This is a genomic window from Corynebacterium tuberculostearicum SK141 (assembly GCF_000175635.1).
GTDB classification, from domain to species: domain Bacteria; phylum Actinomycetota; class Actinomycetes; order Mycobacteriales; family Mycobacteriaceae; genus Corynebacterium; species Corynebacterium tuberculostearicum_C.
On record NZ_ACVP01000008.1, the window covers coordinates 45445 to 67282 of the forward strand.

At 61.0% G+C, this 21838-nt stretch carries 20 protein-coding genes, 1 tRNA gene and 1 pseudogene; 6 read left to right on the forward strand and 16 right to left on the reverse strand.

Features of this window, described 5'->3' with window-relative positions; translation table 11 throughout:
- Position 1: 1 nt before the first annotated feature.
- A complete protein-coding gene (gene pflA, locus CORTU0001_RS03080; protein WP_005327293.1) occupies positions 2-871 on the reverse strand; it encodes a pyruvate formate-lyase-activating protein in 870 nt (289 codons plus the stop codon).
- Between the two features lie 2 nt (positions 872-873).
- Positions 874-3255 (reverse strand): annotated as a pseudogene (gene pflB / locus CORTU0001_RS03090) (formate C-acetyltransferase).
- Positions 3256-3571: 316 nt separating this feature from the next.
- On the opposite strand from pflB, the gene CORTU0001_RS03095 reads away from it, so the two are divergent.
- A complete protein-coding gene (locus CORTU0001_RS03095; protein ID WP_005327297.1) occupies positions 3572-5482 on the forward strand; it encodes a solute carrier family 23 protein in 1911 nt (636 codons plus the stop codon).
- On the opposite strand, the gene CORTU0001_RS03100 is transcribed toward CORTU0001_RS03095, so the two are convergent.
- Positions 5483-6073 carry a hypothetical protein gene (locus CORTU0001_RS03100; RefSeq protein WP_234447241.1) on the reverse strand — a complete coding sequence of 197 codons (591 nt, stop codon included), beginning with the start codon at positions 6071-6073 and terminating at the stop codon, positions 5483-5485. It lies immediately after the preceding gene.
- Positions 6074-6151: 78 nt separating this feature from the next.
- A tRNA-Leu gene (locus tag CORTU0001_RS03105) sits at positions 6152-6233 on the reverse strand.
- A 90-nt stretch (positions 6234-6323) separates the two neighbouring features.
- Between CORTU0001_RS03105 and CORTU0001_RS03110 the strand changes: the two genes are divergently transcribed.
- Positions 6324-6746 (forward strand): hypothetical protein, encoded by a 423-nt coding sequence (locus CORTU0001_RS03110; RefSeq protein ID WP_005327298.1) that lies wholly within the window; start codon positions 6324-6326, stop codon positions 6744-6746.
- A 2-nt stretch (positions 6747-6748) separates the two neighbouring features.
- The gene (locus CORTU0001_RS03115; protein WP_005327299.1) at positions 6749-7093 is read left to right on the forward strand and encodes a DUF3817 domain-containing protein; all 345 of its coding nucleotides are present in this window, start codon (positions 6749-6751) and stop codon (positions 7091-7093) included.
- Here the strand turns inward: CORTU0001_RS03115 and rdgB are convergent.
- The 8 genes from rdgB to clpS all read right to left on the reverse strand — a co-directional run bounded on the left by rdgB (position 7090) and on the right by clpS (position 12508).
- A complete protein-coding gene (gene rdgB, locus CORTU0001_RS03120) occupies positions 7090-7698 on the reverse strand; it encodes an RdgB/HAM1 family non-canonical purine NTP pyrophosphatase (protein WP_005327300.1) in 609 nt (202 codons plus the stop codon). The two genes, CORTU0001_RS03115 and rdgB, sit on opposite strands and share 4 nt — an antisense overlap.
- Entirely contained in the window at positions 7692-8420 is a 729-nt protein-coding gene (gene rph / locus CORTU0001_RS03125; protein ID WP_005327301.1) for a ribonuclease PH, read from the reverse strand. Before rph ends, rdgB begins: the two co-directional genes overlap by 7 nt.
- Positions 8421-8435: 15 nt before the next feature.
- Entirely contained in the window at positions 8436-9197 is a 762-nt protein-coding gene (locus CORTU0001_RS03130) for an MBL fold metallo-hydrolase (RefSeq protein ID WP_005327302.1), read from the reverse strand.
- Between the two features lie 71 nt (positions 9198-9268).
- Positions 9269-10048 (reverse strand): glutamate racemase, encoded by a 780-nt coding sequence (gene murI, locus CORTU0001_RS03135; RefSeq protein WP_005327303.1) that lies wholly within the window; start codon positions 10046-10048, stop codon positions 9269-9271.
- Positions 10048-10701 carry a rhomboid family intramembrane serine protease gene (locus CORTU0001_RS03140; protein WP_005327304.1) on the reverse strand — a complete coding sequence of 218 codons (654 nt, stop codon included), beginning with the start codon at positions 10699-10701 and terminating at the stop codon, positions 10048-10050. The genes murI and CORTU0001_RS03140 overlap by 1 nt, the downstream gene beginning before the upstream one ends.
- A gap of 13 nt (positions 10702-10714) precedes the next feature.
- Positions 10715-11641: a P1 family peptidase gene (locus CORTU0001_RS03145; protein WP_005327311.1), complete on the reverse strand. Its 927-nt coding sequence runs from the start codon at positions 11639-11641 to the stop codon at positions 10715-10717.
- Entirely contained in the window at positions 11641-12177 is a 537-nt protein-coding gene (locus CORTU0001_RS03150; protein ID WP_005327313.1) for a DUF2017 domain-containing protein, read from the reverse strand. Before CORTU0001_RS03150 ends, CORTU0001_RS03145 begins: the two co-directional genes overlap by 1 nt.
- Positions 12178-12181: 4 nt before the next feature.
- Positions 12182-12508, reverse strand: coding sequence for an ATP-dependent Clp protease adapter ClpS (gene clpS / locus CORTU0001_RS03155; protein WP_005323948.1), 327 nt, complete (start codon positions 12506-12508; stop codon positions 12182-12184).
- A gap of 122 nt (positions 12509-12630) precedes the next feature.
- Here clpS and CORTU0001_RS03160 point away from each other — a divergent pair, with 122 nt between their 5' ends.
- Positions 12631-13959, forward strand: coding sequence for a nicotinate phosphoribosyltransferase (locus tag CORTU0001_RS03160; protein ID WP_005327317.1), 1329 nt, complete (start codon positions 12631-12633; stop codon positions 13957-13959).
- An 18-nt stretch (positions 13960-13977) separates the two neighbouring features.
- The gene (locus CORTU0001_RS03165; RefSeq protein ID WP_005327318.1) at positions 13978-15957 is read left to right on the forward strand and encodes an ATP-dependent DNA helicase; all 1980 of its coding nucleotides are present in this window, start codon (positions 13978-13980) and stop codon (positions 15955-15957) included.
- Here the strand turns inward: CORTU0001_RS03165 and CORTU0001_RS03170 are convergent.
- The 4 genes from CORTU0001_RS03170 to nrdF all read right to left on the reverse strand — a co-directional run bounded on the left by CORTU0001_RS03170 (position 15923) and on the right by nrdF (position 20967).
- Positions 15923-16654 carry an aminoacyl-tRNA hydrolase gene (locus tag CORTU0001_RS03170; RefSeq protein WP_005327320.1) on the reverse strand — a complete coding sequence of 244 codons (732 nt, stop codon included), beginning with the start codon at positions 16652-16654 and terminating at the stop codon, positions 15923-15925. The two genes, CORTU0001_RS03165 and CORTU0001_RS03170, sit on opposite strands and share 35 nt — an antisense overlap.
- Positions 16647-17837, reverse strand: a complete 1191-nt coding sequence (gene serB / locus CORTU0001_RS03175; protein WP_005327322.1) for a phosphoserine phosphatase SerB — start codon at positions 17835-17837, stop codon at positions 16647-16649. Before serB ends, CORTU0001_RS03170 begins: the two co-directional genes overlap by 8 nt.
- Positions 17838-17940: 103 nt before the next feature.
- Entirely contained in the window at positions 17941-19635 is a 1695-nt protein-coding gene (gene ctaD / locus CORTU0001_RS03180; RefSeq protein WP_005327325.1) for an aa3-type cytochrome oxidase subunit I, read from the reverse strand.
- A 342-nt stretch (positions 19636-19977) separates the two neighbouring features.
- Positions 19978-20967: a class 1b ribonucleoside-diphosphate reductase subunit beta gene (nrdF, locus tag CORTU0001_RS03185; protein WP_005327327.1), complete on the reverse strand. Its 990-nt coding sequence runs from the start codon at positions 20965-20967 to the stop codon at positions 19978-19980.
- A gap of 146 nt (positions 20968-21113) precedes the next feature.
- On the opposite strand from nrdF, the gene CORTU0001_RS03190 reads away from it, so the two are divergent.
- Positions 21114-21809 carry a FadR/GntR family transcriptional regulator gene (locus CORTU0001_RS03190; protein WP_005327329.1) on the forward strand — a complete coding sequence of 232 codons (696 nt, stop codon included), beginning with the start codon at positions 21114-21116 and terminating at the stop codon, positions 21807-21809.
- Positions 21810-21838 lie beyond the last annotated feature (29 nt).

Below are 21838 nucleotides of genomic sequence, written 5' to 3' on the forward strand. Positions count from 1 at the left end.
GCTAGTGGACTTCCAGACCCTTCGAGCGGAAGACATCGCGGATTTTCTCCACATCCTCCGGCTTTGGTGGCTTCGTGTCAGCTAGCTGGTAGTTCATACCCAAGTTATCCCACTTGTCCTTGCCCATATTGTGGAAAGGCAGGACCTCAACGCGCTCAACGTTGGATTTCCAACGCGCCACGATGTTGGCCACATTTTCCACGTTCTCTGGCGAGTCCGTGAGGTCTGGCACCACCACGAAGCGGATCCACACCGCCTTGCCCATCTTGTTTAGCCTGTCGCCGAAGTCCAGCGTGGGCTGGAGTTCGCGCTGAGTGACCTTGCGATAGGTTTCCTCGTCGCCCGACTTGACGTCGAGAAGCACGAGGTCGATATTGTCCAGGTCCTCGTCACGCAAACGCGCACCGAGATAACCGGCAGTATCGATGGTGGTGTGGATGCCCGCATCGTGAACTTCCTTCAGCACGCGGCGCGTGAAAGAAAGTTGGAAGAGGGGTTCACCACCGGAGATGGTGAGACCGCCACCGGAAGCGTTGAAGATTGGCTTATAACGCTTAATGCGCTTGACCACATCCTCGACCCGCTCTAGCGTGCCGGTCTTCATCTCCCAGGTGTCTGGGTTATGGCAGTACTGGCAGCGCAGTGGGCAGCCGGACATGAACATCGTCATGCGGGTACCCGGGCCATCGACGGCGGTCACGAGCTCCCAAGAGTGCACGAGGGCAATATCGCCGGTACGGCGCGCCTCCATGAGTTCGGGGCGGGTAATGTCATCGAATTGAGCGTCGTCTCCCAGGCCCGCGGCCGCGCCGCGGACTCGCTCTCCCTCTTCAGGAGAGAGGGTAACGACACCAGTAACGCCATCAGCCATGATTAGGAACCCTGGTGGAAGGTGCGGGAGATAACGTCGAGCTGCTGCTCCTTGGTCAGCTTGACAAAGTTGACAGCGTAGCCAGAGACGCGAACGGTGAGGTTCGGGTACTTCTCTGGGTGCTCAACGGCGTCCTCGAGGGTGGACTTGTCCAGCACGTTGATGTTTGCGTGGTACAGACCAGAGTTCATCTGGTGTGCATCGCGGTTTGCCTTCATTGCAGACATGCGGTCTTCGAAAGTTGGGGTTGCCATGATTTTCTCCTTTTCGAGATGGTTGAGGGGGGTTAGTGGTTTTTACTTCTCCATGATGAAGCCGGCATCCAGAACGCCCACCAAGTTATTGATGCGCTCTTCTGGGGTGCGGCCCAATCCGGAAGGAGTAATGGTGTTGGTCAGCGAGATGCCGTCCAAGGCGTCCTTGTAATCCAGCTTGCCGACGGACAGCATGGAAGCAACCATGCCGTGGCTGTCAGCACCGTTTTCAGGGTTAGCGCCTGGGGAGAACGGCGTGCCGGCCTTGTGGCCCGACGGGAAGGCGCCTGTTGCCTTGCCGTAGACCACGTTCGAGGTAATGGTCAGCACGGACTGGGTTGGGATGGCATTGCGGTACATCGGGATGGCCTTAATCTTTTCCATCACGGTGTGGACAATGGTAGCGGCGATATCATCGGCGCGGTCGTCATCGTTGCCGTAGAACGGGAACTCACCTTCGGTGATGTAGTCCGTAATCAGGCCGGTCTCGTCGCGTACCGGGGTGACCTTAGCGTACTTGATAGCAGCCAGGGAGTCGGCGACGATGGACAGGCCGGCGATGCCGCAGCCCATGGAGCGGACGATATTGGAATCGTGCAGCGCCATCTCGACTGCCTCATAGGCGTACTTGTCGTGGGAGTAGTGGATGATGTTGAGGGCCTCAACGTAGGTGCCAACAACCCAGTCCAGCATCTCCTCGTACTTCTGCCAGACCTCGTCGAAGTCCAGCGGGCCGTCGCCCTTGATGGGCTCGTAGCCTTCGACAACCTGCTTGCCGGATACCTCATCGCGGCCACCGTTGATGGCGTAGAGCAGAGCCTTTGCGGCGTTCACACGAGCGCCGAAGAACTGCATCTGCTTGCCAACTTCCATCGGGGAGACACAGCAAGCAATTGCGGCGTCATCGCCCCACTGCTCACGAATCTGGCGGTCAGACTCGTACTGGATGGAGGAGGTCTCAATGGAGATGTGGGCACAGAATTCCTTGTAGCCCTCTGGCAGCTTCGGATCCCAGAAGATGGTGATGTTTGGCTCAGGTGATGGGCCAAGGTTAACCAGGGTCTGCAGCAGACGGAAGGAAGTCTTGGTGACCATGTGGCGGCCGTCGTTGCCAAAGCCAGCGTCGGACCAGGTTGCCCAGTATGGGTCGCCGGAGAAGATCTGGTCGTAGTCGATGGTGCGCAGGAAGCGAACGATACGCAGCTTGAGAACCAGGGAGTCGATGATCTCCTGGGCGTCTTCCTCGGTGATGATGCCAGCGGCGAGGTCGCGCTCGAAGTAGCAATCGAAGAAGGCGGACAGGCGGCCGATGGACATTGCGGCGCCATCCTGGGACTTAATGGAAGCCAGGTAGCCGAAGTAGGTCCACTGTACTGCCTCGTGAGCGGTCTTGGCCGGCTGGGAGATGTCGAAGCCGTAGGACTCAGCCATCTTCTTGAGCTTCTTCAGGGCCTTGATCTGCTCGGAGTGCTCCTCGCGGAAGCGTGCCCAGTGCTCAGAGAAGCCAGCATCGGCGACGGAATCGCGGGAAGCCTGCTTTTCCTCGATCAGGTAATCCACACCATAAAGTGCAACACGGCGGTAGTCGCCGATGATGCGGCCACGGCCGTAAGCATCCGGCAGGCCGGTAATGATGTGTGATGAACGAGCAGCGCGGATGCGCGGGGTGTAGATATCGAAGACCGCATCGTTGTGGGTCTTGCGGTAACGGGTGAAGATCTTCTCCACCTCAGGATCTACTTCCTTGCCCGCTTCGGCGATAGCCTGCTTGACCATGCGCCAGCCACCGAACGGCATCATGGCGCGCTTCAGCGGGGTATCAGTCTGCAGACCGACGATAACGTCGTCGTCCTCTGAGATGTAGCCGGCCGGGAAGGCGTCGATATCGGTCGGGGTGTGGGTGTCAACGTCGTAAACGCGCTGCTCGCGCTCGACGGACAGGTACTTCTTTTCCAGAGTGTCCCAGACGCGCTTGGTCTTCTCGGTCGGGCCTGCCAGGAAGCTGGAGTCACCGTCGTACGGCGTGTAGTTGCGCTGGATGAAGTCGCGGACGTTAATGCCCTCGGTCCATGGACCGGACTCAAATCCCTTCCAAGCTTCAAACTGTTGAGGCTGCGTTGCGGTAGTCATAATTCCCTTCTCTCGGGCGAATTGCTATCAGGGGATAAATGCCGCTTTCTTCGAGCCACAGCACCAAGCCCCTCTGGCCTCAATTGTTGACCAATTCCCTGGTAATAACAAGTCTCGCAAACGTTTGAAAGCTAAGTAATAAACCGGTCGTGTTGTTTCGCAGGTGAGTGATTTTATGCAGTACGCACGTACGTCTTCCATCGGGGGTGAAATAGCCCCGAACGTGTTCCGCATCACCACTAAATTTTGGCCGCTACCTGCGCGAACCTCTACTGTTAATCCCGTTCAGCTTCGCTTCCGCACAAAGGAGGACTTCGTGGCTTCCCAGCCCAAGCATCCAGTAGATATCGTCCCACCCGCGCCCAAACTAGCCGCCTTGGGTTTACAGCATGTGCTGGCGTTTTATGCCGGCGCAGTCATCGTCCCGCTGCTCATTGCCGGCTCGCTCAATCTGGATGCGGAAACCACCATCCACCTCATTAATGCGGACCTGTTGACCTGTGGCATTGCGACGATCATTCAGTCCATGGGCGTCGGCAAGCGCATTGGCGTGCGCCTGCCCATCGTGCAGGGCGTGACTACTACGGCCGTCTCCCCGATTATTGCCATTGGCCTGGGCGCGACCGACGGCGCGGGTGGGGTGGCCTCGCTGCCAACCATTTATGGCGCCATTATTGTCGCCGGCCTTTTTACCTTCTTCGCGGCGCCGGTCTTTGGCAAGGTGCTGCGTTTCTTCCCGCCGGTGGTCACCGGTTCGGTCCTACTGGTCATGGGTACGTCGCTGTTGGGGGTGTCGGCCAATGACTTTGTCAATTACGCCGAGGGCGTGCCGGCCACCCGCGACTTACTCTATGGCTTTGGCACGCTCGCGGTCATCATCTTGGTGCAGCGTTTTTCCTCCGGCTTCCTGGGCACCCTGGCCGTGCTCATCGGCCTAGTCCTGGGCACTGGCGTGGCGCTCGTGCTTGGCGACGCCTCCTTTGACGAGGTCTCCTCCGCCCCCGCCCTCGGCATTACTACCCCGTTCTACTTCGGTATGCCGAAGTTTGACCTGGTGGCTATCTTCTCGCTCATCATCGTCATGATCATCACCATGGTGGAGACCACCGGTGACGTCTTTGCTACCGGCGAGATCGTAAAAAAGCGCATCCGCCGCGATGATGTCGTGCGTGCCATTCGCGCCGATGGCCTGTCCACCCTGGTGGGTGGCGTGATGAACTCCTTCCCCTATACCTGCTTTGCCCAAAACGTTGGCCTGGTACGCCTGACCAGCGTGAAGTCGCGCTGGGTGGCCGTTGCCGCCGCCGGGTTCATGATGGTGCTGGGCATTTTGCCCAAGGCCGGCGCGGTCGTAGCCTCCATCCCCTCCCCCGTTCTCGGCGGCGCCTCCCTGGCGCTTTTTGCCAACGTGGCGTGGGTGGGCCTACAGACCATCGCCAAGGCCGATCTTTCCGATGGCCGCAACTCCGTCATCGTCACCTCCGCGCTGGGGCTGGCCATGCTGGTGACCTTCAAGCCGGATATCGCCACCGCCTTCCCGGAGTGGGCGCAAACCTTCGTCTCTTCTGGCATGTCCATCGGCGCGATTACCGCCATTGTGCTCAACCTTTTGTTCTTCCACACAGGAGGCAAGCAGGGAACGCAAGTGTCTCGGGCCGTCGGCAAGAGCGTGAGCCTGCAGCAGATCAACGGCGCTTCCCGCGAAGAATTCGTCTCCGCGCTGCGCCCGCTGTTTAATAACGAGACCTGGCCGCTGGAGCTGGCGTGGGAGTCGCGGCCCTTCGGCGATGTTAATGAGCTGCGCGCGGCCATTCAGGTGGCCGTGCTGACCGCGGATGATTCCCGCCGCGCCGCGCTCATACACGATTATCCGGCCATGGATGAGCTGCTGCTTGCCGACGCCGACGAGGCCGCCACCATCTCCGCCGACCGCGGCTCCCTGGGCCTAACCGACCTGGATGATGTGCAGACCGAGCGCATCACCGAGCTTTCCGCCGCCTACCGCGAGCGCTTTGGCATGCCCTTTGTGGCCTATTTGGATACCAATGACACCGTCGACCGCGTCATTGATGCCGGCGTGCGCCGCCTAGCCAACTCCCCCGAGCAGGAGAACCGCACCGCACTGGGCGAAATCGTAGAAATTGCCAACGACCGCTTCGATATCCTGCTGGCCGATGCCAACCCGGTCCGCTCCTCGTGGGACCGCAAGTTCACCGAGGTGGACTAGTTAGCGAAAGGAAAAGTCCACTTCGGCCTCTGGGTCCACGCCGGAAATAATGCCGGTGTAGAACTGCTTGGCCTGGGATTGGAGGACATCGCGATTATCCGCGATGTCCTCTTTCTTTTTGTCCTCGTTGAGGATCTTGGTGATGGTTTCCGCCTTATCGATATCCGGGGTAATCCAGCTCAGCGCGCCGTTGTCTTCCACCGCGGTTTCGAAATTCTCATCCGAGTGCCCGATGAAAATGAACTCGGGGATCTCCACGCGGAAGTGGTGCGGGGATTCTTCTTCCACCTGAACCTGAGATCCTTCGATGCCGAGCTTGGCGCGGTAGGAGTACTTGATGTACTGGGTGCGCTCGCTGCCCGGGACCTGCCAATTCCACAGCTTACTGGTGGCGGATTCCTCCGATAGGCCTTCGATGCCCAGCGAGACGAGCACCACCTGCTCTTCGCGTTCCACGGCCTTGATGACCTTGGTATTACTCGATTCGGTCTCCACCTCCACCGGTTCCCGCACCTGCCAAATGAACACCGCGGCGGCAGCCACGGCGGCAATGAGAATGACGGCAATAAGGGTGGAAAGCAGCTTTTTCATGATGACCATCTTAGGGCGACTATGCGGGCAGTGATATGCGAAAGCGCCGCCAGCTCTGCGAGCCGACGGCGCCGGTTGTGCGCCCGGTGAGACTTGAACTCACACGTCATAAGACACTAGAACCTAAATCTAGCGCGTCTGCCAATTCCGCCACGGGCGCGGGGGACTTGCCATAGTGTACACGGCACGCCGTCAATCCAGAAACCAGGGGTGTTCTGTTTTCCGGCCGCTGGTGGGTAGGGTGGATCGCGTGAGCACTCAAGAGGAAAAGAAGAACAAGCGCGTGCAGGTGCGGTGGTGGCACATCCTCCTCATCGCGTTTTTCGTCGTGCTCTTCCTATTCCTGGCCTATTGGCAATGGACGCGCTTCCGCTCCGGCTCGGGCACCTTCCAAAACTTGGGCTATGCCTTCCAGTGGCCACTGTTCGCCGTGTTCGTGGTTTATGCCTATCGCACCACGCTGCGCTATGAAAACGAGCGCCTCGCGGCCGAGGAAGAAGCCCGCGACATGGATAGCACCGTCACTGAGGCCCCGGCTGAGTCTCCCGCACAGCCGCAGGCAGATACCAAAATCGATGAGGATTTCCTGCCCCAGCGGCCGCAGATAGATGTGGAAACGTTCAACGCCATGAATACCCCGCGCCGCTGGCGCGGCGAGAATGAAGAAAGCTGATTATGACCAATAAAGTTCACCCCGCCCGCCAGGCCCGCATCCGCGGACCTTTGAAGTTTTTCTCCATCGCAGCCACCGTGACCGGTATCTTCCTGATCATTCTGGTCATCCGCATGGTCTGCCAGTACATCATTGGCATGGAGATCCCAGAGTGGGCCACCTATATCGCGATCGTGCACGGCATCGCGTACATGACCTACCTGCTGTCCATCCTCATCCTCGGCCCGCGCGCGCTGTGGCCGGTGGGCAAGCTCTTTACCACCGCCCTTGCCGGCGTGGTGCCCTTCCTGTCCTTCTGGATGGAGCACAAGCGCCGCAAGGAGATTAAGGAGGAGTTCCAGCTTTAGGAACTGCGAACCAGCTCCGCGATGGCGGGGACAAGTTGACTTAGAGCGCGGCCGCGATGCGAGACCGCGTTCTTTTCTTCTGGGGACATCTCCGCAGCCGACCGGGACTCGCCTTCCGGCTGAAAGAGCGGGTCATAGCCAAAGCCGTTGTCCCCGCGCGGCTCGCGCAGAAAGCGGCCTTCCCAGCGGCCCTCGGCCACGTGCTCGGTGCCATCAGGAGTCACGAGCGCGCAGACGGAGACGAAGGCGGCGGCGCGGCGCTCATCGGGAACATCGGCCATCTGTGCCAAGACCAGGTCATTATTGGCCTGGTCATTGCCGTGCTGGCCGGACCAGCGGGCGGAAAGCACGCCGGGCATGCCGTTGAGCTCTTCGATGGCCAGGCCGGAATCATCCGCGACGGTAGCAAAGCCGGTGGCAGCCGCGCCGGCGCGGGCCTTGATGAGCGCGTTATCGGCAAAGGTGCGGCCGTCTTCCACCGGCTCCGGGTAAGGCTCCACTGCGGATAGCGGGCGCAGCTCGACGCCCTCGATCCCGGCATCGGCCAGGATGCGCTCGAGCTCCGCGAGTTTTTTCGGATTATTGGACGCGACGAGAATTACCACCCCAGCGCCGCCTTTTGTGCGGCGATGAGCTCGCGGCAGCCCTTCTGGGCTACGTCCAGCATCTCGTTGAGATCCTCGCGGCCAAAGAGTCCGTGCTCGCCGGTGCCCTGGATTTCTACGAAATCGCCGGATTCTTGCATCACCACGTTGAGGTCGACCTCGGCGCGGGAGTCTTCCTCATAAGGCAGGTCGAGGCAGATTTCGCCGTCAATGATGCCTACCGAGACCGCAGCGATGGAATCGAGCAGCGGCTCGCCGGGAACAACGCCCTCGGCCTTGAGGTGTGCGATGGCGTCGGCAAGCGCAACATAGGCGCCTGTGATAGACGCAGTGCGGGTGCCGCCATCGGCCTGGAGGACGTCACAGTCGAGCTGGATGGTGTTCTCGCCCAGCTCCTCCAGGTCCACCGCGGCGCGCAGGGAGCGGCCGACGAGGCGGGAAATCTCGTGGGTGCGGCCTTTGACCTTGCCCTTCATGGATTCGCGCGGCATGCGGTCGTGGGTGGCGGAAGGCAACATGGCGTACTCGGCGGTAAGCCAGCCTTCGCCGGAATCGCGCTTGAAGCGCGGCACGCCATATTCTACGGATGCGGTGCACATGACGCGGGTATTGCCAAACTCCACCAGCACCGAGCCGGCCGGGTTGGTGGTGAAATTGCGGGTAATGCGGACGCTGCGCATCTGGTCCAGCGCGCGCCCATCGGCACGAGTAAATTCAGTCATGCCGTCCAGCGTATCTTAGAACTCCATCCCCGCGGCGCCGAGGACAATCTCGCCATCGAATTCGGAGCGTGCTGCCTCCAACGTAGCTTGCGCATCGCCCCACGGCTGAATGTGGATGAGCACCAGCTTGCTCACACCCGCCTCGCGTGCCGCCCTACCGGCTTCCGCGCCCGACATGTGCATGTCCGGAGCCTTGCCCTCAGAGGTCTCGCCCCAGGCCGCCTCGCAGAGGAAGATATCGGCACCACGGGCGGCTTCGACAAGCGCGGGCGTATACGAAGAGTCACCGGAATAGGTAATGGTGTGCCCGGTCTTCGTGTGCTCCACGCGCAAGGCATAGGCCTCTACCGGGTGGTTTACCGGGAAGGGAGTGATATAGACGTCATCCACGAGCTGGCGCTCGCCCGGCTCCCAGGCACTAAAGGCGAAGGTATCGGACATGTCATCGATGCCATCGACCTCATCAGAGGACAGGCGACCCAGGTGCGTGGGCGTAGCTTTCGGCCCGAAGCACATATTGCGCGAAGCAGCCGGCGCGGTGGGATGGAAGCGGCGCCACACCATCAGGGAAGGAAAATCCAGGCAGTGATCGGCATGCAGATGGCTAAAGGCCACGTGCGCATCACAAGGATCCTGCTGCTGTTCCAGCTGCGCCAAGGTGCCAGGGCCCATGTCGAGGACGATGGACGGCGCATTATCGAAGGACAGCAAGTAGCCGGAGGCGGGATTCTGGGCGGTGGGGACGCTACCGGAGCAGCCTAGGATGGTCAGCTTCATGGGCTCAATAGTTCCATGAAATCACCCCGCATGCGTACTCAACGTGCAAACGGGGGAGAAATTGCACTTCCTTATGCAATCCGGGGGCCGAGAAAACGCGTGGCAAGGCGGGCAAAAGCCTCCGGATCTCCGGTGGATTCAAAAGTGTGGACCGGCTGATTCTCTGCGGGGGCCAACATATCCGTTTCCGTGAGGATCCGCATCACATCCTTGGTGGTCTCCTCCGAAGAGGTCACCAGCGAGACATTATCGCCCATTGCCAGCTGGATGATCCCGGTCAACAGCGGATAATGCGTACAGCCTAGAACCAGCGTGTCTACCCCTTGTTCCTGCAGCGGGGCCAGGTAGCCCTCGGCAACGCCGAGGATCTGGCGACCGGCGGTAATGCCGCGCTCGACAAAAGGAACAAAATCCGGGCAGGCGGTGGCAAAGGCCTGCACCTTGGGGTTGAGCGCGAATAAGTCTTGATAGGCGCCAGACTTGATGGTGCCTTCGGTGCCGATGACGCCGATTTTTCCGTTGCGCGTGGTGGACATGGCGCGGCGCACCGCGGGGCGGATGACTTCCACAATGGGGATATCGTAGCGCTCGCGCGCATCGTGCAAGAAGGCGGCGGTGGCGGTATTGCAGGCAATGACCAGCATCTTGCAGCCGCGCTCCACCAGACGATCGGCCACGTCTTGAGAAAAGGCGCGAACTTCAGAGATGGGCCGCGGGCCATAAGGACTGTGGGCGGTATCGCCGGTGTAGATGACGGATTCGTGCGGCAGCTGTTCCATCACCGCGCGGGCCACGGTGAGCCCGCCCACGCCGGAATCAAAGATGCCGATGGGAGAGGTTGCAGTTGGCATTAACGCTTCACTGCCTTAACCGGGTCGTCCGAGGTAATGGTCATGCCGGCGAGGATTCCGCCGATGGCGCCAAAGAGGTGGCCCTGCCAGCTCACGCCCTCATAGACAGGAAGCACGCCCCACACCAAGCCGGAGTAAGCGAAGCCGAGCACGATGCCCAGAACGGTCTGGATGAGCGAACGGTTAAAAACTCCGCGCACAATCAGATATGCCAGCCAGCCATAAACCAAGCTGGAGGCACCGATATGCGAGGTACCGGGACCGCCGATAAACCAGGTTCCGAGGCCCGCAACCAGCGTGGTAATCAGCGTGACCTCCCACCAGGCCTTGCGGCCGGAAAGACCGATGAGGAAGCAAAAAATGGCGCCGGGCACCGAGTTAGACATCAAGTGCTCAAAGTTCGCGTGGAGCAGCGGGGCGGTGACAATGCCCCAAATGCCATTGAAATCCAGCGGGCGAATGCCGTAATTCGATAGCTGGCCACCAAACAGGAAGGCGTTGATGATGTGGACCGCCCACTCCACCACGAGGAAGCCAAAGGCTATAGAAAAGCCGGTGGTGATGCGACCGCTGCGGGTGTAGTTCTTGGAGTCGCCGCGATTGACCTGGACCGCGGGCGCCGGCCGGTAGTTAGATGTTCCACCTGAAGTCATAATGCGCCTAATCTTAGTCCAGCAGATCGCGGTACGCGCTCAAGCCTAGGCCGGGATCGGCGGCGGTGACCGCGTTGACGATGGCTTCTTCCACGGCGTCGGCCGCCGCGGCGCACAGCTGGGTGATCTCCTGCGTGCTGAGTTCGGCTGGGCGCTTGGCGGTGGACAGGGCAAAGATGGTGTCGCCGTCTAGCGGCGAATGCGCAGGACGTACAGCGCGAGCGATGCCGTCGTGAGCAGTCATTGCCAGACGTTGGGCTTGGGCGGTGGTAATGGGGGCGTCGGTAAGCACGGCGCCGATGGTGGTATTGAGCTTGGACTCCGCTGGGTGCGGCAAGGCGCGGTAGGCGGCAGCATTGACCGGGGTGTGCCCCGGCGCGCCGTACAGCCGGCCGGACTGCGGCTCAATGACCTCGCCCACGGGGTTGGCAACCATCGCGGCGCTGACCTCGTAGTCACCCACCCGGCGCGTGGCCAGCCCGAAGCCGCCCCGCAGTTTGCCAGCAGTAGCACCCACGCCGGCTCCCACCGAACCCATGGATTCGTCGCTGCCTATGAGCGCGGCTCGCAGCGCGGCCGCGCCTTCTTCCGGCCCAGGGCGGGAAGGCCCGACCAGCAGATCAAAAATCACGGCGCCGGGAACGATTGGCACGCGCGGCCCAGGCTTATCCTCGCCGAAGACGGGAAAGCCGATCCCTTGCTCTGCCAGCTCATTCATCACGCCGTCGGCAGCGGCCAGGCCAAAGGCGGAGCCGCCTGCTAACACCACGGCGTGGACGCGCTCGACCGTATTGTGCGGCTGTAAAAGGTCCGTTTCGCGGGTGCCTGGGCCGCCGCCGCGCACATCGACGCTGCCGAGCGCTCCGCCCGGCCCGCAGTAGAGCACTGTGACTCCGGTATCGGTGCCGCTATAGTGCCCGATGCTCATGCCGTCCAGCATTAGTCCATCAACACCTGCAGCAGCGAATCCTGGCAAAAAGCCAGCCACTCCACGAGGCTATCGCGGTCAGACATCAGGTTGTTATCGGCCACATCGCCCGCCGCGACAAAGAGGCGGAGGTCGTTGAGGCCGGCGACGAAGGCTTGTGCCTCTTGCTCATTGATGGTGACCTCTACCCCGCCGGTAGGGCCGAGGGCAGAGCCAATCACCTGCAGGTTTTCCAGCTTGGCGCGCGCAATGTCGTTTTCATGCAGGGAACGCAGCAACGATGCATCGCCTTCATATTCCTCATCGCCGGGCATTTCAAAGTCCGGGAAGAGACGGGCCAGCGAGGGATCATCCGGGGCTTCAGTGTGGCCGGTGGGCATGTCCAGCATTTCCGCCAACTCGTCCTTGGGCGCGGACTGGGCGCGCTTGATGATCGCCTCTGAGACAGTGGCGGTGAGATCGCCTAGTACTTCGCGCTCCATTGGTTCGAATACGGCCGTGATCTTCGGCGCGCGCATGAGGGACTTCTTTTTCTTCCACGGTTGCATCTATCTAACCTGCCTGCTGCATCGTTGCCCACAGACCGGCGATCTGGAGCTTTTTCACGTCCGCTTCAATCTTGTCGCGCTCGCCGCTGGAGACGGCAGCCTTGCCCTCGGTGTGGACCTGCATCATGAGTTCATTGGCCCGCTTCTTGTCATAGCCCAATACGGTTTGGAATACATAGGACACATAGCTCATCAGATTGACGGGGTCATCCCACACGATGCACATCCACGGCAGGTTCTCGCTCGTGGCAACGTCTACGTCGAGTTCTTCATCCAATTCGGGCGTAGCCATGGGAGAGCTCATCCGGACTACAGGAAATTGCGCCTTCATGCCTTCTAGCCTAACCATATTTGGGTATTTATTGTGGGCCCGCGCAATCTGGCTTCAGACATTCCGGCTACAAAGAATCTAATCCCCTGAAAAGCACCTAGTCAGTGGGTATTATCACTCCCGTGAATGACAAAGCTATCCCTAATGATCGCTCTACTGCACTGCTCACGGATAAATATGAGCTAACGATGCTCCAGGCCGCGCTGCGCGATGGCTCGGCAAACCGCCAGGTCACCTGCGAGGTATTCGGCCGCCGCCTGCCCAATGAGCGCCGCTATGGCGTCGTTGCCGGCACCGAACGCGTCCTGCGCGCAGTGGAGGATTTCCGCTTCTCGGCCAATCAATTAGCGGAGATGGACTTCCTGGATGAGCAGACCAAGGAGTATCTGCGCCACTATCGCTTTTCCGGGCAGATTGACGGCTACCGCGAGGGCGAGCTTTATTTCCCCAACTCCCCCATTCTGACGGTGCGCGGCACCTTTGGGGAATGCCTGATTCTTGAGACCGTCATCTTGTCCATCATGAACGCCGATTCCGCGGTGGCTTCGGCTGCTTCCCGCATGGTCACGGCGGCCGACGGCCGCCCGATTATCGAGATGGGCTCGCGCCGCACCCACGAGTATGCGGCGGTAACCTCCGCCCGCGCGGCCTACCTGGCCGGCTTCAATGCCACCTCCAACCTGGAGGCAGGCTACCGCTACGGCATCCCGGTCTCCGGCACTGCCGCCCACTCTTGGACCTTGGCGCATACCAACCCGGATGGCACCCCGAACGAAGAGGCCGCCTTCCGCTCCCAGATCGACACCCTCGGTGTGGACACCACGCTGTTGGTCGATACCTATGACATCACCAAGGGCGTCGAGACCGCAGTGAAGGTAGGCGGACCGAAGCTCGGCGGCGTTCGCATCGATTCCGGTGACCTTGGTGCGCTCACCCGCCGAGTGCGCAAGCAGCTGGATGATTTGGGCAATCCCAACACCAATATCGTGGTCTCCTCCGACCTCGACGAGTTCGCCATCGCTGGCCTGCGCGGCGATCCGGTAGACGCCTACGGCGTCGGCACGTCCGTAGTAACCGGCTCCGGTGCGCCCACCGCCGGCATGGTCTACAAGGTCGTAGAGGTAGACGGCATCCCGGTGGCAAAGCGCTCTTCCTCCAAGCAATCCGTCGGCGGCGCCAAGCGTGCGCTGCGCACCTACCGTTCCTCCGGCGTCGCCGTGGAGGAAATCGTCTACCCCTTTGAGGCACCGGCGCCGGATACCGGCCAGCTCGATACCCGCGACATGACCATTCCGCTCATGCGCGATGGCCACATCGTCGACGGACTGCCGGATCTGCATGCCTCCCGCGAGTATCTGGCTCAGGCCCGCAAGACCCTGCCATGGGAAGGCCTGGCACTCTCCCGCGATGAAGCGGCCGTGCCCACGCGGATGGTGGGCTTTAAAAAGTAGGCCGCTAGACTGTGTGGGGTGAGTGAGCACGCAGATGAGCCCCTAAACCTCGACACGGAAACGCTGCTGGGCAAGGCCGTTGACGCGCTGGGCGGCAGCCGGCGCGAAGGCCAGGTGCGCATGGCCACCGCCGTCTCGGCCGCGCTCGAAAAGGAGCGCCACCTAGCTGTGCAGGCCGGTACCGGTACCGGTAAATCCCTGGCCTACTTGGTCCCGGCTATCCGGCATGCGATGAACTCGGGGTCCACCGTCATCGTCTCCACCGCGACGCTAGCCTTGCAGCGCCAGCTGGTGGAGCGCGATCTGCCGCGGCTTACTAAGGCCCTCGCCCCTGTCATGGAACGTACGCCCACCTTCGCCATCATGAAGGGCCGCAATAATTACCTGTGCATGAATAAGATTGCGGCTACCCCGGATGACCCGGAAGCTCTTATCGACGAATCCGAGATCTCCCACCGCGGCAAGGCCGTGCGCCGTATCCACGAGTGGGCGCAGGAAACCGATACCGGTGACCGCGATGATCTAGAGCCGGGCGTGCCGGACTTGGTGTGGCGGGCGGTATCGGTAACCTCCAACGAGTGCTTGGGCGCTTCGCGCTGCCCGCACGGGCCAGATTGCTTTGCAGAAGAGGCTCGCAGGGCGGCTGCCGACGTCGATATCGTGGTCACCAACCACGCCATGCTCGCCATCGACGCGGTTTCTGAGGCAAGTATTTTGCCGGAGCACGACGTCGCCATTATCGATGAGGCCCACGAGCTCGACGGCCGCATCACCTCTGTATCTACCGCGGAGATTACTACCCGCGCCATCAAGATGGCCGCCAACCGCGCGAAGTCGCTGGGAAATTCCGGCAGCCTCTCGGACTTGGCCGAGGAGTTTGATGACCTGATGAAAATCCAAGAGCCAGGCCGTTGGACGGACTTAGATGAAACCTCACAGGGCCACCTGCGCGCGCTTGCCGACGAATTCCTGCGCGTTAAGTCCCTCATTTCTCGCGCACCAGAAGGCGAGGCCACCGACGATCCGGAGAAAAACGCCGAGCGCCAAAACTTGAGCAACCACCTCTCCGACCTCGCGCAGGCCGTAGCGCGCATGCTGGAGGTTTTCGCCACCGATGACCCGGCCAAACAAGACGACGTCGTCTGGCTCGAGCGCGATCCGCGCAGCGACGCCGAGACCCTCGCCGTGGCGCCCCTTTCCATCGCCCACATGCTGCACGAGAACCTCTTTGGGGAGCAGACGGTGGTGCTGACCTCGGCCACCCTCGCCCTCGGCGGCCGCTTCGATGCCATGGCCGCACAGTGGGGCATGCCGAGCGGCACCTACGACACCTTGGACGCGGGCACGCCTTTCGACCCAGCCAAATCCGGCATCCTGTACACCGCCAAACACCTACCCACGCCGGGCCGCGATGGCCTGCCCAAAGAAACCATCGATGAGATCTACGAGCTCATTATGGCCGCCGGCGGGCGCACGCTTGGTCTGTTTTCCTCCCGCCGCGCGGCGGAAGAGGCAGCCACCACCCTCAAGCCGCGCATCCCCTTTGACCTCTTCGTACAAGGCGAGGATTCCATCGGCGCACTGGTAGAGAAATTCTCCCAAAAGGAAAACTCCTGCCTCTTCGGCACGCTTACCCTGTGGCAAGGCGTGGACGTGCCGGGGCCGGCCTGCTCGCTGGTCATCATTGATCGCATTCCGTTCCCCCGGCCGGACGATCCCCTAATGCAGGCGCGCGCCCAAGCGGCCGACGCGGCGGGCCGCTCCGGATTCATGGAGGTCTCCGCCAACCACGCCGCCTTGCTCATGGCACAGGGCGCAGGCCGCCTGCTGCGCCACGTGACCGACCGCGGCGTGGTGGCCGTGCTCGATAACCGCTTGGAGTATAAGCGCTACGGCAGCTTCCTCAAGGCCTCCATGCCACGCTTTTGGCAGACCACCGACGCGGATACGGTGCGCGGCGCGCTTAAGCGATTGGTCGCCGCAAAGCGCACACGGTAGCCGAGTCCGGCGCAATCTCCGTAAAGCCGGCGTCTACGATGACCACGGCGCCGTCCTGCGCACAGGCAGTGCGAAAATCTTCTCCGGACACCTCGCGAACCGAAAGCATAAAACCGGTGCCGGCCCAGGCACGGGCCTCCCCCACCGACATCGCCGCGGCGAGCATCATCGAACCGTGGCCCACCTGCGCTGCGGCCTTGCCGGCAGACATGTCGAGGCTGCGGTCGACGTAGATGACGGGGGCGTCGCCAAGCGGGGCTCCCGGCTCATCATAGGCAAGCTCAGTGTGACCGATCTGCAGCTTGCCGATGAGCGGATCCACCTCCCCCACGGCCGAAGGCGCGAAGGCCCGGGCACGGTCCTCCACAGTCACGCCCGGCAGGCTCTGCACATCGCGCCAGGCCTTATTTCGCGCCCGACGGGCGATCTTGCGGATGCGGTGGCCGTACCACTGGCCCAGGGCGTGGGCGAAGGCCCCGTCCTCCCCCGCGCGCTCGTCCAGGCACACGGCCACAACGGCGCGAGCGGCCGCCTCCAGCACCTCCGTGCGCGCCGGCGGCTCCTGCTTTGGCAGGTTAAGCGCAATCTGCATCGCTTGGATAGTGGCCGGCTCGTCGGGGTTTTCTGGGTCATCGCGCCACGAGCGCGAATCACAGGCTTCTACCAAGCGCTGGTGGGCGATTTCAAACTTATCCACGAACGACCTCCTCGGCCGGAATTCCCAAAATCTGAAGTACCTCATCCAACCGCCGGTGATTTACCGAGGTATCCGCCACTTCTTGCAGCGCCGGCTTAGCGTTAAAGGCGATGCCCAGCCCCGCGGCGGTAATCATATCGATGTCATTGGCGCCGTCGCCCACGGCGACCGTCTGCCGCATGCCCACTCCGGAATCCGCGGCGAACTCCCGCAGGAATTCCTCCTTGGCCTTGCGGTCAACCACCTTGCCGGTGACGCGGCCGGTGAGCTTGCCATCGGCGATCTCCAAGGTATTGGCGCGGACGTAATCTAAGTGCATTTCTGCGGCTAGGTCCTCTAAAACTTGGATGAACCCACCGGAGACCACGGCGGTGCGATAACCGATGTGGTTGAGCGTGGCAATGGTCTCGCGGGCACCGGGGGTCAGCTGAATCTCGCGGGCCACCTCATCAATGATGGAAGCATCCAGGCCGGCCAGAACGGCCACACGCTCGCGTAGGGACTCCTCAAAATCCAACTCGCCGCGCATAGCCCGGGCCGTGATGGCGGCAACCTCTTCTTCCTTGCCGGCGTGCGCGGCCAGCATCTCGATGACCTCGCCTTGAATGAGGGTGCTATCGCAGTCGAAGCAGACGAGGCGCTTGGAACGCCGGCCCAGACCCGCCGGTTCGATGGCAATGTCGATACCAATCTGCTGTGCCAGCTCTGCCAGCGCCTGGCGTACGGGTGCCGCGGAACCATCGAGGGACAAGAAAAGCTCCAGCCCGGTCAGCGGAGAGGTGGACAGCCCGCGGATGCGATCGATATTGGCATCGAAATTGGCCAATACGCGGGCGACCTCCTCGACGTGGTGGGCGGTTACTTCCGTTCCCATGAGGACCACCGCATGCGTGGAGCGAGCTCGCGCGCTAGATTCCTCCTCTCGCACGTCCACGGATACCTGCTGCCCGTAGATGCTCAAGGTATTGCGCAATCCCTGTGAAATCTGCTCGGCGCGCGTACGGGGAATGCGGGTATGGGCAGCGAGGGTGATGCGACCGGAAAAGATGGCCTGTTCGACGTCGACAAGCGCGGCGCTATAAGACGCCAAGACGCGGAAGAAGGCCGCCGAGACCCCAGGCTTGTCCGGCCCGGTGGTGGTAATGACGGCATAGGTATCAGCTTGGGTACTCACGCCGCCCATTATCGCACGTGGGGCAAATAAGATACGCCAAAGCCGCCTCCCACGGCCCGTTGCGGGTTGGGAGGCGGCTTAAGTCAGGAGTGCTTTAGCGAGTTATATCGCTTTAGTGGCTACCCACGTGTGCTTCTTCGCGCATGCGCTGAACCATGTGCGGGTAGTGCAGCTCGAACGCTGGGCGCTCGGAGCGGATACGCGGCAGCGACACGAAGTTGTGGCGCGGCGGCGGGCAGGAGGTTGCCCACTCGAGGGAGTTGCCGTAGCCCCATGGGTCATCCACGGTGACGATCTCGCCGTAGCGCCAGGACTTGAATACGTTCCACACCAGCGGGATAACGGAAGCGCCGAGGACGAAGGAGAAGATGGTGGAAATCTGGTTGAAGACCGTGAAGCCATCGGACTCCAAGTAGTCAGCGTAACGACGCGGCATACCCATGTTGCCGACCCAGTGCTGAACCAGGAAGGTGCCGTGGAAGCCGATGAAGGTCAACCAGAAGTGAATCTTGCCCAGACGCTCGTCCAGCATGCGGCCGGTCATCTTCGGGAACCAGAAGTACAGGCCGGCGAAGGCGGAGAACACAACCGTACCGAACAGGGTGTAGTGGAAGTGCGCAATTAGGAAGTAGGACTCAGCCAGCTGGAAGTCCAGGGCCGGGGATGCCAGCATAACGCCGGTCATGCCGCCGAACAGGAAGGTAGCCATGAAGCCCATGGCGAAGATCATCGGGGTATCCCAGGTGATATGGCCCTTCCACATGGTGCCCACCCAGTTGAAGAACTTAACACCGGTTGGAACCGCAATCAGGAACGTCATGAAGGAGAAGAACGGCAGCAGGATAGCGCCGGTAACGAACATGTGGTGTGCCCACACAGCCATGGACAGGGAGCCGATGGCCAGCAGTGCGAAGACCAGACCGATGTAGCCGAAGACCGGCTTGCGGGAGAAGACCGGAACGACCTCAGAGATAACGCCGAAGAATGGCAGTGCCAAGACGTAGACCTCAGGGTGGCCGAAGAACCAGAACAGGTGCTGCCACAGGATGGCGCCGCCATTAGCGGAATCGTAGATGTGGCCGCCCAGCTTGCGGTCATACAGAACGCCCAGTGCTGCAGCGGTCAGCAGCGGGAAGATCATCAGCACGATGGCGGACGCGGTAAACACAGCCCAGCTGAAGACCGGCAGACGGAACATGGTCATGCCCGGTGCGCGCAGGGTCAGGATGGTCGTAATCATGTTGACAGCGGAGGCAATGGTACCGACACCGGTAGCGCCCACGCCGACGATCCACATATCCGCGCCGATGCCCGGGGTGTGGACACCATCAGCCAGCGGCATGTACATGGTCCAGCCGAAGTCAGCCGCACCACCTGGGGTAACGAAGCCCAGCAGCATCACGGTGCCGCCCAGCAGGGTAACCCAGAAGCCGAAGGCGTTTAGACGAGGGAAGGCCACATCCGGCGCGCCAATCTGCAGCGGCAGGATGTAGTTACCAAAGCCCCACACAACTGGGGTCGCAAACAGCAGCAGCATCACGGTGCCGTGCATGGTGAACAGCTGATTGAACTGCTCATTGGACAAGAACTGGAGACCCGGGGTGAACAGCTCCGCGCGGATCAACAGTGCCATAAAGCCACCGAGGAAGAAGAAGCTGAAGGACATGATCAAGTACATGATGCCCAGCTGCTTGTGGTCGGTGGTGGTTAGAAATACCCAAGCCTTTGAACCGGTCTTCGCGTTACCGGTTGGCTCTGGACGTGTGGGGGCGACGTAATCGTCGACCCGTGGCGCCACAGCGGTCATAAAATCCTCCTGAATAACAAAGTGTCTGTGGACAGACTCCACCTACACCTAGGTTTACTCGCCTTATATTAGGCCATTTTCCCCTGTTCTTTCCAGCTTCCCCCAATACTTCGCCACAAGGCCAAGCCTCACCACTGACCACATCTGCCACATTGCCCCTGCACGTGGCGCGGCCACTATTTCCACCGACGGTTTTCGCCAAAGATCCAGCGTGCTATATGTCACATCCGCGCCGAATTGTGCGGCCCCAAAACGCAAAAACACACCCCCGCTCGTTATCAACCTTTCGGTTGAGTTCGAGCAGAAGGTGTGCCGCTAGACCACGCTGATCAGCGGGAATGCTTAGAAGTCCCAGTCATCATCCGTGGTGTCCTCGGCCTTGCCGATGACATAGGAAGAACCAGAACCAGAGAAGAAGTCATGGTTCTCGTCTGCGTTCGGCGACAGGGAGGACAAGATAGCCGGGGAAACGCGGGTCTCATCGGCTGGGAAGAGCCCCTCGAAGCCCAAGTTATTCAGTGCCTTATTGGCGTTATAGCGCAGGAAGCGCTTTACGTCCTCGGTCCAGCCCAGGTCATCGTAGAGATCCTCGGTGTAGTCGATCTCATTGTCATAGAGGTCATAGAGCAAGTCGAAGGTGTATTCCTTCAGCTCTGCCTGATGCTCTTCATCCAGCTGCTTATACGCCTGCTGGAACTTATAACCAATGTAGTAGCCATGCACAGCCTCATCGCGGATGATCAGGCGGATGATATCGGCGGTGTTGGTGAGCTTCGCGCGGGAGGAGAAGTACATCGGCAGGTAGAAGCCGGAGTAGAACAGGAAGGACTCCAGCAGCGTGGAGGCCACCTTCTTCTTCAGCGGATCATCGCCCTTGTAGTAGGACAAGATGATCTTGGCCTTCTTCTGCAGGTTCTCGTTTTCTTCGGACCAGCGGAAGGCATCGTTGATCATCGGCGTGGACGCCAGGGTCATAAAGATATTGGAATAGGACTTGGCGTGCACGGACTCCATGAAGGCGATATTGGTGTAAACCGCTTCCTCATGCAGGGTCTGGGAATCCGGAAGGAGGGAAATCGCACCCACTGTGCCCTGGATGGTATCCAGCAGCGTCAGGCCGGTAAAGACCCGCATGGTGGTTTCTTTTTCCTTCTCCGTCAGCGTCTTCCAGCTGGGAAGGTCATTGGAGACGGGGACCTTTTCCGGCAGCCAGAAATTACCGGTGAGGCGATCCCATACCTCGAGGTCCTTTTCATCCGGGATGCTATTCCAGTTAATGGCCTTAACTGGCTTTTCATGACTAGAAACGTAGTCATCGTACTCGTGCGACACGCGGCGTCACTCCAATACATAATACGGACACTTTTAGCTCCCCAGCATACCCAATTCGCCCGCCCTCTAAATCATTGTGGTGGATGCCTCATGCCTATACTGATCCCAGCTATACCGAGTGACTGCACAGAGAGGATTCACCCACCATGAGCGCCGCCCCTCCCCTACTCGGCTCCGTGGTGGATCAACTCGGCGCGGATATAGTAAGCGGAGACCTCGCGGAAGGCGAGCGGTTCCGGCTGGGGGACGTCGAAAAGCGTTTTGGCATTTCCCGCACCGTGGCCCGCGAGGCCATGCGTGCCTTGGAGCACCTCGGAATGGTGAGCTCTGGGCGCCGCGTGGGAATCACGGTGCTGCCAATGGACAAGTGGGCGGTATATGACCCGGCGATCATTGGCTGGCGCCTAAACAACGATAAAACGCGGGGGCAGCAAGTCGCCCGCCTCAACGAGCTGCGCCTTGGCATCGAACCGGTGGCCGCACGTCTGGCTGCCGGCAATGCCACCGTCCAACAGCGGGCGGAATTGCTGCGCCTCGCCGCGCGCTTGGCCGAGCTGGAATCCACCCCCTCCCCGCGCGTGGGCGAAGAATTAGAAACCGATCTGCGCTTCCACACCCTCATCCTGCGGGCCTCCGGCAATGAGATGCTGGCCGCACTCGCCCCTTCCCTGGTGGCGATGCTCAAGGGCAAGTCGGTTTTTGGCTCCCGCAAGCGCGACCCCATCGGCGGCACCACACAGCTACACATGGAGCTGGCCCGCGCCATTAATGCCGGGCTTGCCGACGCCGCCGAAGGAACCTCCCGCACCATCCTCGACCGCACCCGGGCAGAAAACGGCTAAGCGCCTCGATGCACGTCCTTCCCCACGAC